The following is a 13,833-nucleotide window of genomic DNA, read 5'->3' as shown; positions in this document are numbered from 1 at the left end:
AAGGGCCGCCGCGCACCGGTGATGGAGGGGGCGGCCGAAACCGCCCCCGGATCATGGCCTATTGGCCGGTCTTGATGCGCGTCCAGGTGCGGGTGAGGGTTTCCTCATAGTCCGGCGAATGGGCCTGCATCACGAAGGCCTTGGCGATGGTCTCGGCGGGCGGGTAGATGCCCGGGTTGGACTTGACTTCCTCGTCCACGAATTCCAGCGCCGGCAGGTTGGGGTTGGCGTAGTAGACATAATTGGTGATGGCGGCCACGACCTCGGGCTCGAGGATGTAGTTGATGAACTTGTGGGCATTGTCCGGATGCGGGGCATCGGCCGGGATGGCCAGGAAGTCGAAGAGGGTCGCCGCGCCTTCCTTGGGGATCAGGTAGTTCACTTCCACGCCCTGCCCGGCCGCTGCGGCTGCGTCGGCGGCGATGAAGATGTCGCCCGAATAGCCCAGCGCCAGGCAGATTTCGCCATTGCCCAGGTCGTCGATGTACTGGGAGGAATGGAAATAGCGGATCGAGGATTTGATGGAATTCATCAGTTCCTCGGCCTTGGCCAGATCCTCGGCGCTTTCCGAATTGGGGTCGAGGCCCAGATAGTGCAGGGCAATGCCCATTACTTCGGAGGGGCTGTCGAGCACTGCCACGCCGCAGCCGGCGAGCTTTTCGACCACTTCGGGCTTGAACAGCAGGTCCCAGCTGTCGATCGGGGCGTCGGCGCCCAGTGCCTCGGTGACCTTGGCGACATTATAGCCCAGGCCGATGGTGTTGATCATATAGGGCACGGCATGGGCGTTGTCGGGGTCCTGCGCGGTGGCGGTGGCCATCACGGCGGGATCGAGATTGCCCAGATTGGTCAGCTTGGACTTGTCGAGTTCGAGGATCAGGCCAGCCTTGATCTGGCGCTCGAGGAAATTGCCCGAGGGAACGACGATGTCATAGCCCGAATTGCCGGCCAGCAGCTTGGCATCGACGATCTCGTTATTGTCATAGACGTCGTAATTGACCTTGATGCCGGTCTCCGCCTCGAAATTGGCGATGGTGTCCTCGGCGATATAGTCGGACCAGTTGTAGACGTTGAGCACCGGCTCCTCCTGCGCAAAGGCAGGGCTCGCAGCCAGAAGAGCGCCAAAGGCAATGGCGAGCGACTTTTTCATCAGTTCAGTCTCCTGTGAGGACTGTGGTGGAGGCGAGTGGCGTCCTCATGGACAGCCGGTTCGACGCGCCAGGGGCGCAATCCGCGGAAAGAGCCGCGGCTCAACCCCGGGGCCTCATCTTCGAGACCCCGGAAATGGCGAAAACGGTTTGTGGTGGTCGGCCGCGCGGCGCCGCCCGGAGGCGCCGGAACAACTTGCTGCGATCAGCCCGGAGCCGGGCGCGTATCGAGGCGCGAACAATGCGCCATCAATGCTGGACCTGGTCAGCGAAGTGCCCTTTCCCTCTCTTGCCAAAGGCAAATTATCGACAAACCAAGGGGCCGACAAGGCGGATAAATGCAAGAATCCGCGGGGCTTGACCGGCCTGATGCGGCAGCGCACAAGCACGGGCAATTCTGTCGCCCAGGGGGCGATATCCATGCTGTTCGGAGTGATGTGACATGAGCGCAAAGGCCTATCTTTCGGTCTCGGGCGAGGTGAAGGCGGCACTGGCCGCGGGCAAGCCGGTGGTGGCGCTGGAATCCACGATCATCACCCATGGCATGCCCTATCCGCAGAACCTCGAGATGGCACGCGAGGTCGAGGCGGTGGTGCGGGCCAATGGGGCGGTGCCGGCCACCATCGCCATCATGGATGGGCGGCTGTGCGTGGGGGTTTCGGGCGAGGACCTCGAGCGCCTCGCCGAAGAAGGCCATGCAGCCGCCAAGGCCAGCCGGCGCGACATGGCGAGCCTTCTGGCCAGCGGCACCATGGCCGGCACGACCGTGGCCACCACCATGCAGATCGCGGCCCTGGCGGGCATCCGTATCTTTGCCACGGGCGGCATTGGCGGGGTGCATCGCGGCGCCGAGGACAGTTTTGATATCTCCGCCGATCTTGAAGAGCTCGGCCGCACCCCCGTGGCGGTGGTGTGCGCGGGCGCCAAGTCGATCCTCGATATCGCCAAGACGCTCGAAGTGCTCGAAACCAATGGCGTGCCGGTCCTGGGTTTCGGCACCGAGGATTTCCCCGCCTTCTGGGCGCGGACCAGCGGGCATAAGGTGGACCAGCGCTATGACAGCGCCGCCGACGTCGCGCGCATGCTGATGATCCAGCACGATCTCAATATGGGAGGGGTGCTGATCGCCAACCCCATTCCCGAAGCCGATGCCTGGGCTGCGGCCGATATCGAAGCCTTCATTTCCCAGGCGCTGGGCGATGCCGAGGCGCAAGGGATCAAGGGCAAGGCGACGACGCCGTTCCTCTTGCAGCGCATCTTCGAATTGACCGGCGGCAAGTCGCTCGAAAGCAATATTGCGCTGGTCAAGAACAACGCAAAGGTCGCGGCCGAGATCGCGGTGGCGCTGTCGGCCCATCTGGCGTCCCGCCCTGCATGAGCGCTCGGGTGCTCGTGGTCGGCGACGTGATGACCGACATCATCGTGCGGCCCGAGGGTCCGATCGTTCCGGGCTCTGACCGGCGCGCCGAAATCCGCAACCGGCCGGGTGGCTCTGGCGCCAACCAGGCGGTCTGGCTCGGGGCGGCGGGCGCCGATGTGCTGTTCGCGGCGCGGGTCGGGGCCGGTGAGCGCGCCATGTATGAAAACTATTTCCGCGGATTGGGCGTGGTGCCGGCGCTGGCGGGCGACAGGGACCTGCCCTCGGGCGTGCTGGTGACCATTCTCGATCCGTCCGGCGAGCGGAGCTTTCTCACCGACCGGGGCGCCAATCTCAATCTCTCGGTCGCCGACCTGCCCGAAAGCCTGCTCGATGGGGTCGGGCTGGTGCTGGTCTCGGGCTACAGCTTTTTCGCCTCGGGTCCGCGCCATGCGGTGCAGGCGCTGTTGCGGGCAGCCCGCCGGCGGGGCGTGCCGATTGCCGTGGATCCGGCGTCGACCGGCTTTCTCGACGAGGTCGGCCCGCAGCTGTTTCTCGACTGGGTTGGCCAGGCCGACTGGCTCTTTGCCAATGAAGCGGAAGCCGAGCTCCTGACGGGCGAGGCAGATTTCGACGCGCAGATGCGGGTGCTGGGGCAGCAATTCAGCCATGTGGTGATCAAGCGCGGCCGTTTTGGCGCGGCACTGGGTGGCCGCGACGGCGTCATCCAGAGCCATCCGGCGCCCCTGGTCAAGGTGGTCGACACGACCGGGGCCGGCGACGCCTTTGCCGCCGGTTTCGTGGCGGCGCTGCTCCGGGGCGAGGCGCATGCGGCCTGTCTCGAAGCCGGCATTGCCAGCGGCGCGAGGGCCGTGCAGGCGGTGGGCGGGCAGCCGCAATAGCACCGATCATTCGGCGTCATCAGGGTTGACCTATGCGTCAACCGGCCTATCTCTGCGGTTCAATTGCAAGGAGCCGGCCATGAAGCGTGCGGTCTATTCTCAGTTTGGAACCCCGGAAAAGGTGCTGGGCGCCGCAGAGGCGCCGAAACCCGAAGCGGGTCCCGGACAGGTGCTGGTGCGGATGGTGCTCTCACCGGTCCACAATCACGACCTGATGACCATTGCCGGGCAATATGGCTTCAAGCCCGGCCTGCCGGCGGTGCCGGGCACGGAAGCGGTCGGCATTGTCGAGGCGCTGGGTGAGGGCGTCACGCATCTGCAGGTGGGCCAGCGCGTGGCGGGCGGCGCAGAGGGCACCTGGGCCCAATATTACCTGGCAAATGCGGCGCGTCTGGTGCCGGTGCCCGAGAGCGTCGACGATGAAACGGCCTGCCAATTGGTGTCGATGCCCCTGAGCGCCAAGATGCTGCTCGAGACGCTCGATGTCGAGCCGGGCGCCTGGATCGTCCAGAATGCGGCCAATGGCGCGGTGGGAAAGCTGGTCGCCCGTTATGGTCAGGAACGCGGCATCAATGTTGTCGGGCTAGTGCGGCGGCAGGACGCCGTGGAGCAGCTCAAGGCCCTGGGCATTGCCAATGTCGTGGCCACCGATGCCGAGAACTGGCCGGAGACTGTGCGTGCGCTGACCGGCGGCGCGCCGATCGTGCGCGCCATTGAATCGCTGGGTGGCGATGGTGCAGCCCAGGTGCTCAGCGTGCTGGCCGATGGCGGGCAGGTGATCAGCTTTGGTGCGATGACCGGGCGCCCTCTCAAGATTTCCGCCGGCGACCTGTTGTTCCGTGGCATTACCGTCAAGGGTTTCTGGGGCGCCAGGCCACCGGTCAAGCCGGAACGGATCGGGCAATTGCTCGGTGAACTGGTGGCCGATGCGGCCGCGGGCAAGCTCAAGCTGCCGATCGAGAAAGCCTATGACATTGACCAGGTGGCCGAGGCGGTCGCCGCCAGTGGCGAGCCCGGCCGCAATGGCAAGATCGCCATTCGGGGGGCGTGAGCGCGCCGCTTGCGGTCGCCCTGCCGCCCCCCGAGCTGATCCGAGGGCCATTCGGCAGGCAGTGGGCATCTTGAATGGTCCTCGGGTCGAGCCCGAGGACGGCACCGTGGTTGGGAGCGCAGCGCGCTCGGCGATACCCCCACCCAGCTTGCCAGGCCTCCTCAGTATCCCAAGAGCTTGTCCTGTTCCCGGCGCAGGGCGTAAAGCCGCGTGGTCACATCTGGGGTCGCATTGGCGGTGGTGATGAGGGCGCCCTTTTCGATCGGCGCGGTGACCTTGCCGCCCTCGAGCAGGCCCACTGGAAGCGCGCCCGCGGCGCGGGCATCGGTGACGGTCATGGCGTAGGAGCGGTAGCAGGTTTCGCCGATGGCATCGAGGGCGTCGCCGGGTTTGAGGTCGCGCTTGGCCACGGCACAGACCTCGGCCACGGGGCGGGGCAGCGGCACCATGTCGGGCTTGCCGGTCAGCATGATGCGGGCGCAGGTCAGCGGGACTTCGAGGCTCGTCAGGTGATAGGGCCGGAAGAAGCCATAATAGGGTCCGTGGCCGATATGGAGATCATCCATGCGCTCGATAATGCGCGGGTGCTCGGCCTTGACGATGACGAAAACTCCCGGCGCCACGCCCTTGCCGATGGTGAAATCGACCACGCCCGAGGAATTGAGGATGCCGCCATCCGCCTTGGGGATGAGCACCTTGGCCATGTCGTCGCGATGGGTCGCCGGGCCGTGCATGCCCGGCACGTCGGGCAGGAGCCCGGTGGCATTGGCGATGGCGGTCATCTCGACGGCCGTCTTGGAGCCATCGACGAACTCGACCAGCATGCGCGGGTTCATGTTCCGGCGAGTGGCTTCCTCGCGATAGTCGTCCGGGACCGCGTCGTGCTTCAGCGGATTGTTCTTGCCCTTGCCGGCCGCGACGATGTCGAGGCCGAGGGCGGAGACGAATTCGATCAGTTCCATGCAGGAGCTGGGTTCGTCGCCGGCACCCACCGAATAGACGACGCCCAGCCGGTCGGCCTGGGCCTTCAGATAGGGCCCGATGGTGACGTCGGCCTCGACATTCATCATCACCAGATGCTTGCCATGCTCCATGGCCATCAGGTCGTAGTCAGCGGCGACGCCCGGCTTGCCGGTGGCATCGATGACGACGTCGATATTGGGGGTGGTCACCAGCGTCTCGGCCGAGGTGATGGCAATCTTGCCCTGTTCGATGGCAGCGGTGGCGGCGGCGGGCGTGTCCACCACCTTGCCCATGGAATCCTCGCCATAGGCGATGGTCATGGCGTCGAGCGCTGTATGGGGGCGGCGGGTGGCGATGGCGGCCATCTCGATGCCGGTCATCAGGCTCATCTGGGTGACGAGGTCGGTGCCCATCTCGCCCGAGCCGATGACGCCCACGCGAATGGTCTTGCCTTGCTCGGCGCGCAGGGCGAGGTCACGGGCGAGGCCGGTCAGGGCGATCTTGGTGGGCATGGGGCGGTCCAGTTCTGGTGTCGCCGATGCGATAGCGCCGTGCGGGAGCGGGGGCAAGGATTTCTCGGTAACGAAGGACATTGTGCTTGCGGCCCTGGCGTTTGCGGCCGAACCTTTCGGCTCGGATCGCGCCACTGGCGCTCAGCCCCTTCGGGTACGAGTGGATCGCCCTGCGAGCGTAGCTCTCCGGGCCTATGACCCTCCAACCGCGCCACTGGCGCGTTTGGCCGCGATGCGGACGGGTCATAGTTAGCAATTCTTAAACCGTTCGGGCTGAATATGCCGACTGGAGAAGACTCCGGGGGCACCCTTACGAACATGGCCAAGCAAACCAAGCAAACGGTCGCCTTGCCTGAGGTTATCGATCTCGATGCGATCGATGGCATTCGCGACCAGTTGATCGACGCGCTGGAGGAGGGCCCGGTTTCGGTCCAGGCCGGCGCGGTCGAACGGGTTTCCACCAATGCACTGCTGCTGCTGGTGAGTGCCGCCGAAACGGCCCGGAGACACCATTTTGATTTTACGATTGAAGCGCCGAGCGCGGCCATGAGTGCCGCCATCGAGCGACTGGGCCTTGAAGCCCAGTTTTCGGGGATGATGAAACAATGACGCTGCGCGTACTCACTGTTGATGACTCGCGAACCATTCTGGCCATGCTGCACCACACCCTGTCCAATGCCGGGTTCGAGGTGCTGCAGGCCGAAGATGGCAAGCAGGGGCTGGACGTGCTCAAGGCCCAGGAGGTCGATGTGGTGATCACCGACATCAACATGCCGGTGATGGATGGCATCGAGTTCATCAAGAATGTGCGCGCCACCGGGCAGCACAATTCCCTGCCCATCCTGATCCTCACCACCGAAACCAGCCAGGACAAGCGGGACCAGGGCAAGGCCGCCGGCGGCACCGGCTGGATCGTCAAGCCCTTCGATCCGGAGAAGCTGATCTCGGTCATCCATCGCGTCGTGCACTGAACCTAAAAAGAAGCGGACCCAGAAGGGTTGGAAGCCTAAAGCATGAGTGATCTCGACGACTTCAAGGCCACCTATTTCGATGAATGCTCCGAGCTTCTGACCGAGCTCGAGGAGCAGTTCGCCGCCATCGAGGAGGGCGAGCGTGGCTCGGACCGGCTCAACGCCGTGTTCCGCGCCATTCACTCGATCAAGGGTGGCGCGGGCGCCTTCGGCTTCTCGGCCCTTGTGGGGTTCGCCCACGCCTATGAAACCCTGCTCGACTATGTGCGCGACGGCCGGATCGAACTGACCGACGAGGTGGTGACCCTGTGCATCAGGGCCAATGACATCGTGGCCGACCACGTCAACGCCGCCCAGTCGGGCGAGGACCTGCCGGCCGATTACGGCGCCGAGGAAAAGGCGCGCTTCGATGCGCTGGCCCGCGGCGAGACCGCCGGCGACGACGATGACGAGATGAGCGGCGAGATCGTCGAGGAATTCGATATCGACTTCACCCCGGTCATGGTCAATCTCGATGCCCCCATGGCCAGCGGCGAGGCGCCGGTGGAAGACGTGTTCGACAGCGCGCCCATGGCCGCCGCGGACGGGCAGTGGGAAATCCGCTTCACCCCGCATCGCGCCCTCTATGCGCGGGCCAATGACCCGCTGCTGCTGTTCCGCGAACTGGCGGCGCTGGGCACCATGAAGGTGCGCGCCATTCTGGGCGAGGTGCCGCCGCTTTCCGATTTCGAGCCCTTCGCGGTCTATTGCGCCTGGGAGATTACCCTGGTGGCGCCGGGGCTCAGCGAAGCCTCGATCCGCGAGGTCTTTGAATTCGTCGATGGCGATTGCGACATCGCCATCGCGCAGGCTGGCATCGTGCCGGGCCTGGCCGAGGCCGGGTTCGACCTGTCCGATTTCGACGCGGCGCCTGCCGCCGAGGCGGATGCGGTAGCCGAGGCTGACGAACAGGACCTCTCGAGCCTGCTCGCCCTCACCGAGGAAGAAGTGGCCAATCCGCAGGCGCCCGTGGCGCCGCTGGCCGGATTTACCCCCGAGGCCCCGGCCGAGCCGGTCGGTGCCCAGGACAAGTTCGAAGAGGCGCCGGCGCTGAGCTTTGCCGACCTGGCCGCCGAGATCGCGCCACCCGCTCCGCCGGCCCCCAAGGCCGAGGCCGCACCTTCGGTTGCCGCCAAGGCGCCCGCCGCGGCAAGCGAGGGCGAGGATGGCGGTGGCCGCTCGGTCGGCGTGCAGTCGATCCGCGTCGATCTCGACAAGGTGGACCGCGTCGTCAACATGGTGGGCGAACTGGTCATCACCCAGTCCATGCTGACCCAGCAGATGGATGAGACCCTGCGCGCCCGCTATACCGAACTGGTGCGTGGGCTCGAAGTGCTGGCGCAGACCACGCGTGGATTGCAGGATTCGGTCATGGCCATCCGCGCCCAGCCGGTCAAATCGGTTTTCAGCCGCATGCCGCGCCTGGTGCGCGAACTGGCCACCAAGACGTCCAAGAAGATCAAGCTCGAGACCATTGGCGAGAACACCGAAATCGACAAGACGGTGATCGAGCAGTTGTCCGATCCGCTGACCCACATGATCCGCAACTCGGCGGACCATGGTATCGAGACCCCGGAAAAGCGCCTGGCCGCCGGCAAGCCGGAAAGCGGCACGATCCGGCTTTCGGCCGAACAGGCAGGCGGCAATATCCTGATCATCGTCGAGGACGACGGTGCCGGCATCAATCGCGAACGGGTGCTCAAGCTTGCCCGCGACAAGGGCATTGTGGCCCCCGACATCACCCCTACCGACGAACAGATCGACCAGCTGATCTTTGCCCCGGGCTTTTCGACGGCGGAGGCCATCAGCGACATTTCCGGGCGCGGCGTCGGCATGGACGTGGTGCTCTCCAACATCAAGAAGATCGGCGGGTCGGTGCATGTCCGCAGCTGGACCGGCAAGGGTACGCGCATGACTCTGCGGCTGCCGCTGACGCTGGCGGTGCTCGATGTCATGCTGGTCAAGGTCGGCGACAGCCCCTATGTGGTGCCGCTCTCCTCGATCGTGGAAACCATGCAGTGCAGCCGCGCCAGCTTCGAGCGCGTGCCTTCGGGCGGCCGCGTGCTGCAGGTGCGCGGCGAATATGTGCAGGTGATCGATCTGGGGCAGCGCTTTGGCCTCGCCACCGAGGTCGCGCAGTCCGACCAGTTCGTGGTGCTGTGCGAGACCGAGGGCAACCAGAAGGTGGCGCTGGTGGTGGACGACATCATCGGCCAGCAGCAGGTGGTCATCAAGTCGCTCGAAGAAAACTTCGAGCGCGTCGATGGCATTGCCGGCGGCACCATCCTGGGCGATGGCAATGTGGCGCTGATCGTGGATGTGCAAGGCCTGCGCTCGACGCATCTGCACCAGAACGCGGCCTAACCCGGCGGCGCGCGTTAATCAATTGGCGTCGATTGGCGCGGTAGACTGAAGGAAAGTGGCCCAGGACGGGCGGCAGAAAAGGCGAGAAAGATGGAAGCGCTGAGCCTTCGCGACGATGTAAGCGACAAGTCGGCCATAGCCGGCCAGAACACATTGCAGCTGATCGCCTTTTCGATCGGCGAACAGACCTATGGCGTGGAAATCACCACGGTCAGGGAAATCCGCGCCTGGAACGGTGCGACCCCCTTGCCCAATACCCGCGAATTCGTGCGCGGCGTGATCAATCTGCGCGGTACCATCGTGCCGATCTTCGACCTGCGCGCCCGCTTCGGCGACGGCCAGACCTCGCCCACCAAGAACCATGTCGTGGTGGTGATGAGCGTCGGCGACAAATGGGTCGGCATCCTGGTCGATGCGGTGTCGGACATTCTCACGGTCAATCGCGACGACATCCACAATGTGCCCGAAGGCAATTCGATCGATACCGAACTGCTCAACGGCATCGTCACCCATGAAAGCCGCATGGTCGGGCTGATCGACCTCCACGCCGTGGTCTCCGGCGCCAAGATGGACGGCTAGGGCCGGTCTGTCGCACCAAGAGTTTTGACAAGGGCGCCGCGAGGCGCCCTTGTTGTTTCGAGGGTAGTATTTTCTGACGGTCCCAACTATGCCAAGCTTGCGACTTGGATGCGGTGAGAGACAAGTCGCAAATGCAACCTGAGTTCGATACCGCTGCACTAACTGCATTTTTGCCCTGGCGAAGTTACCATTTCTCTATAAGAAACATCATTGTCTGGACCGGAATAATAGCTCTTCTGGTGACGCTGTCATGGTACGTGGAAGATGGTGGCCATAGATTTTCCTTCGGCCTGGCCATGGTCCTTCTACTTGTTCCCGCTGTTCTGCTTTTTTACCGGCGCTCATCCTATCGTGGCAGTTGGTTGATCTATCCTGTTGGTATGGACAGGGATGGAATTGTCGGACCGGGTATGTGGGGGACGCTTTATGTACCATGGTCGGACGTGAAAGCTGTGGCTACCGTAGTGGGCTCAATTGGCGGCGGGTATCGCCCTATCGAAGACAATCTACTCATCGTCAGGCAACGTGGCGGGGCGTCTCGAATTCCATTGCCTGAGTTGACGGCAAGTGAGTTCGAGCAGTTCCTTGTTGTCTTAGAGGGGCTTTCGCGACTCCACCGGTTCCGACTCGTGCTTGGTCACACACCAGAAGGTCAACGGTGGCTCAAGAACAGACCCTGGTACGAATTTTGACATTCATGCTTGGACGCAGAAGATGTCGGAAACGCCGGTCTGCTGAAATCAAGCGACCAGTGCAGCCACGGGAAACAGACGCTGATAGAAGAGCACGATCCTGAATGGCGCAACCTCTGGGACGAGATCGTCAAGTGAAGAGCCCTCGGCACAAGGCCGATGGTGACTCGCGGTGGGTGGGGCGACGGCAGGTTCTGGTCGTCTCATCGTATGGGCTCGATGACCACAACGGCGTCGATTTCTGCCCGGCCTCTCCGAAGTAGGGGGAGCAGACATCGGGCGCAAGCAGGATTTGGCGCTGGCACTGGTCTCGCGCCAGATTCGTCAGGTCCCCCGCCGTGTCGGGGCTGGCTGGGTGAAGGGTATCCCTTGCGCCAATGCGGCGAGTGCTTTGCGGTGATGGTTGAGGTTCGTACCTCGATAAACGCAAAAAGGCGCCTTGCGGCGCCTGCGTCGACAGACCGGATAAAAGCCCTAGAACAGTTCGGCGTCGCCGTGGGCCTGGTGGGCGGCGATGCCCGAAAGGGCGGGGACGCGCAATTCGTCGAGCGTCAGGCTCGCCCAGATTTCGTCATAGACCGAATCGGGGGCGGTGGGCGGCAGCAGCGCGAACTGGCGCACGGCCAATGCCATATTGTGGCAGCGCTGTTCGATGCGGTCCTGGCCCTGGAGGGCGGTGATGATGAGCTGGACCGCTTCCCTGACGGTCGGGTCCTTGCTGAGCTGCTTTTCGGCGAGCAATTCGAGCGCTTCGGTGATGCCTTCTAGCATGGAAGCGGTCTGCCGCGCCGTCTCGTCCAGTTCTCGTGCGAGTTTCTGCAGTGACATTGATACGTATTCCTAGCCCCGTTCTGCCAACCCTATAGCGCGATTTCTAAACCTCTCCTTGCTGAATCAATGGTGACCAGCGAACTCCGCCGTCGTGGTTAGCAATTGGCTAACGAGTTTACCTCTACCATCGGAACCAATTCGCCCGCAGAGGTAGATGACGACCAAATGGCCCTTTCGAATACCCTGCCACCCGAATTCGATCGTGGGGTGGTGACGACCGTCCATCAGGGCGACTGCCACGTTTCCAATGCCGCGGACATCACGTTCTCGACGGTTCTGGGATCGTGCATCTCTGCCTGCGTGCGGGACCGGGTGGCCCTTGTGGGCGGCATGAACCATTTCCTGCTCGCCGAACAGTCGGGATCGGCCAAGGATCGCTACGGGGCCTCGGCGCGCTATGGCGCCTTTGCCATGGAGCAATTGATCAACAAGGTGTTGAGCCAGGGCACCGGCAAGAAGGCCAATCTCGAGATCAAGGTGTTCGGCGGCGGCAAGATCAATTCGGCGCTCGACGATGTGGGTGCCAAGAATATCGAATTCGTCCGGCAGTTCCTCAGCGATGAAGGCTATGTCGCCATGAGCGAGGATCTGGGAGGCACGTTTGCCCGCCGCGTGCTGTTCAAGCCGCATTCGGGCCGGGCCTTCGTCAAGCGGCTCGACAGCGATGCCGGCGCCAATGTGGCCCAGGAAGAACTGGCGATCGCGCGTCGCCGCGTGGTGGTGCCGGCACCGGTGGACGATATCGAACTGTTCTAGAAACGGCCGGGGCGGGCGGTGCTTTCAAAAGTCTTACCGCCCCCGGTCCCCTTATAGACTTGGTTAACCATTATGCGGATAGGGTCCGACCATGCCGGACCACGCCGCCTTTACTGTTGATTCGCGTCCGCCTCATCGGGGCTTACGCCTCATGGCGGCCGCGGCCGGGCTCTGGACGCTTTCTGGCGCGGCGGCCGGCGGGCTGCTGCTGGCCCTGGGGCCGGGGCCGGGCTGGTTCGCGGCGGCGGGGAGCCTGGCTGGGCTGGCCATTGCCGGCAGCCTGATCTTCGGACATGTCGTCGATCGGCGCGAGGCGGCCCGGCTAGCGGCCGTGGCCCAGGCGGCCGGTCTCTGCGACAAGCCCGGCGAAACGCTCTCGATTGCCGGCATCGTGGCCCGGCTGGGCCGGCGCCTGGAACGGGCCCATCATTTCCGCGCGGCGCTGGGGACGCTCGAAGCCCCGGTCCTCGTGATCGACGAGCATGGGGTGATCCTGGCCGCCAGCCAGGGCATGGAGCGCCTGGCACCGGCGGCGGTCGAGGGAGAGACGCTCGACGGGCTGTTCGGGGCCGGCTATCTCGAAGGCGGGGGTGGCGCGCCCGAAGAAGCGCTGGTCATGCTCCAGGGGCAAAGGCTGGTGGCCCATCGCCGGGCGCTGCCCTCGGGACGCTATGCGCTGGAACTCAAGCCGGCCGGCCATTTCATCGAGGACGACAATTTCGAGGCGGCGCTCGAGGCGCTGCGGCAGGGGCAGACCGGGTTCCGCTTCGACGCGGAGGCGGTTGCGGCCCGCGCGGCGCTGGGCGGGTTCAATCGCGCGTTCGAGGCGCTCGATGATGGCGTGACGCAATTGCGGTCGGTCATGGCCGGCGAGGCGATTACCGATGCAGCGCTGCCGCTGGCGGACGAGGCGCAGATGGTGATCGACCTGTTTGCCGGCCTCGACGAGCAGCAGCGCGACGAAGCCCAGGCGCGGGTGGCGCTGGAAACAAGGCTGGCCTCGGTCAAGACGCTGCTGGCCCAGTTCGAGGCGCGGGCGGCCGAACTCGAACAGACCGCGGAGACCGGGCGCCAGGCGCTGGCGGCCGGGGTCGAGAAGATGGCCGGGCTCGAAGCGCAGCTGGCCAATGCGCAGCGCCGGACCGACGAGGCGGGCCGCATGGCGGCGCAGGTCGAGCAGGCGGCCGGACGGACGCGGGCCCTGGTCAGCGAGATCGCGCGCATGGCCCAGGAAATCGACACGATGACGGCGGGCATCGAGGATGTGTCGTTCCGCACCAACCTTCTGGCGCTCAATGCCGCCGTGGAGGCGGCACGGGCCGGGGAGAAGGGGGCGGGCTTTGCCGTGGTGGCCGACGAGGTGCGCCAGCTCGCGCAGGTGACCAATCGATCGGCCAAGGACATCCGGGTGATTGCCGACAAGGGGCGGGCGCAGGCGCGCATCGGCCTCGACGAAGCAGGCGAGCTGCAAAGAATCACGTCGGCGCTGAAAGAGAATTTACGCAATCTAAGCAATGGCACGGCCAATATTGCCCCGATTGTGGAGGTCGAGCGGCGCCAAGAGGCGGTGCGGACCGCCGCAGGGCCGCTGGTTGAGCGGGCGGGTCAGGAGACCGGCTTCGACCAGCGCGCCGCCAGCTAGAGCCGGAAGAAACCGGCAAAAAAGGG

The 13,833-nt window shown here is 64.6% G+C and carries 15 protein-coding genes; 12 read left to right on the top strand and 3 right to left on the bottom strand.

All coding sequences use genetic code 11. From position 1 onward, the window contains the following. Positions 1-58 precede the first annotated feature (58 nt). Positions 59-1,153 carry a polyamine ABC transporter substrate-binding protein gene (locus K1X15_RS18340; protein ID WP_220307612.1) on the bottom strand — a complete coding sequence of 365 codons (1,095 nt, stop codon included), beginning with the start codon at positions 1,151-1,153 and terminating at the stop codon, positions 59-61. A 247-nt stretch (positions 1,154-1,400) separates the two neighbouring features. On the opposite strand from K1X15_RS18340, the gene K1X15_RS18335 reads away from it, so the two are divergent. From K1X15_RS18335 to K1X15_RS18320, 4 genes are all read left to right on the top strand, one after another. Further along, on the top strand, positions 1,401-1,589 hold the full coding sequence (locus tag K1X15_RS18335; RefSeq protein WP_220305011.1) for a hypothetical protein: 189 nt from the start codon (positions 1,401-1,403) through the stop codon (positions 1,587-1,589). A 1-nt stretch (position 1,590) separates the two neighbouring features. Then, positions 1,591-2,526, top strand: a complete 936-nt coding sequence (locus K1X15_RS18330) for a pseudouridine-5'-phosphate glycosidase (RefSeq protein WP_220305010.1) — start codon at positions 1,591-1,593, stop codon at positions 2,524-2,526. Continuing rightward, complete coding sequence (locus K1X15_RS18325) at positions 2,523-3,407, top strand: carbohydrate kinase family protein (protein ID WP_220305009.1); 885 nt, start codon at positions 2,523-2,525, stop codon at positions 3,405-3,407. Before K1X15_RS18330 ends, K1X15_RS18325 begins: the two co-directional genes overlap by 4 nt. Positions 3,408-3,486: 79 nt before the next feature. After that, positions 3,487-4,458 carry a zinc-binding dehydrogenase gene (locus K1X15_RS18320; RefSeq protein ID WP_220305008.1) on the top strand — a complete coding sequence of 324 codons (972 nt, stop codon included), beginning with the start codon at positions 3,487-3,489 and terminating at the stop codon, positions 4,456-4,458. Between the two features lie 161 nt (positions 4,459-4,619). Here the strand turns inward: K1X15_RS18320 and K1X15_RS18315 are convergent, their stop codons facing one another. Continuing rightward, positions 4,620-5,933, bottom strand: a complete 1,314-nt coding sequence (locus K1X15_RS18315) for an NAD(P)H-dependent oxidoreductase (protein ID WP_220305007.1) — start codon at positions 5,931-5,933, stop codon at positions 4,620-4,622. A gap of 318 nt (positions 5,934-6,251) precedes the next feature. Here K1X15_RS18315 and K1X15_RS18310 point away from each other — a divergent pair, with 318 nt between their 5' ends. From K1X15_RS18310 to K1X15_RS21470, 6 genes are all read left to right on the top strand, one after another. Next, positions 6,252-6,542 (top strand): STAS domain-containing protein, encoded by a 291-nt coding sequence (locus tag K1X15_RS18310; RefSeq protein ID WP_220305006.1) that lies wholly within the window; start codon positions 6,252-6,254, stop codon positions 6,540-6,542. Next, entirely contained in the window at positions 6,539-6,904 is a 366-nt protein-coding gene (locus tag K1X15_RS18305; protein ID WP_220305005.1) for a response regulator, read from the top strand. Before K1X15_RS18310 ends, K1X15_RS18305 begins: the two co-directional genes overlap by 4 nt. Before the next feature lie 42 nt (positions 6,905-6,946). Continuing rightward, entirely contained in the window at positions 6,947-9,307 is a 2,361-nt protein-coding gene (locus K1X15_RS18300) for a chemotaxis protein CheA (protein ID WP_220305004.1), read from the top strand. A 90-nt stretch (positions 9,308-9,397) separates the two neighbouring features. Further along, positions 9,398-9,886: a chemotaxis protein CheW gene (locus K1X15_RS18295; RefSeq protein ID WP_220305003.1), complete on the top strand. Its 489-nt coding sequence runs from the start codon at positions 9,398-9,400 to the stop codon at positions 9,884-9,886. A gap of 131 nt (positions 9,887-10,017) precedes the next feature. Continuing rightward, positions 10,018-10,578 (top strand): hypothetical protein, encoded by a 561-nt coding sequence (locus K1X15_RS18290; RefSeq protein WP_220305002.1) that lies wholly within the window; start codon positions 10,018-10,020, stop codon positions 10,576-10,578. A gap of 9 nt (positions 10,579-10,587) precedes the next feature. Further along, positions 10,588-10,716 carry a hypothetical protein gene (locus K1X15_RS21470; protein WP_276315278.1) on the top strand — a complete coding sequence of 43 codons (129 nt, stop codon included), beginning with the start codon at positions 10,588-10,590 and terminating at the stop codon, positions 10,714-10,716. Between the two features lie 336 nt (positions 10,717-11,052). On the opposite strand, the gene K1X15_RS18285 is transcribed toward K1X15_RS21470, so the two are convergent. Then, on the bottom strand, positions 11,053-11,406 hold the full coding sequence (locus K1X15_RS18285; protein WP_220305001.1) for a hypothetical protein: 354 nt from the start codon (positions 11,404-11,406) through the stop codon (positions 11,053-11,055). 168 nt (positions 11,407-11,574) lie between these two features. Here K1X15_RS18285 and K1X15_RS18280 point away from each other — a divergent pair, with 168 nt between their 5' ends. Next, complete coding sequence (locus tag K1X15_RS18280) at positions 11,575-12,165, top strand: chemotaxis protein CheD (RefSeq protein WP_220305000.1); 591 nt, start codon at positions 11,575-11,577, stop codon at positions 12,163-12,165. Positions 12,166-12,316: 151 nt separating this feature from the next. Then, entirely contained in the window at positions 12,317-13,807 is a 1,491-nt protein-coding gene (locus tag K1X15_RS18275) for a methyl-accepting chemotaxis protein (RefSeq protein WP_240549560.1), read from the top strand. Positions 13,808-13,833: the final 26 nt, after the last annotated feature.

Origin of the sequence: Devosia salina (assembly GCF_019504385.1) — a bacterium.
In the GTDB taxonomy this organism is placed as follows: domain Bacteria; phylum Pseudomonadota; class Alphaproteobacteria; order Rhizobiales; family Devosiaceae; genus Devosia; species Devosia salina.
Note: the sequence above shows the minus strand (reverse complement) of the source record. Positions and strands in the feature narration are given on the sequence as shown.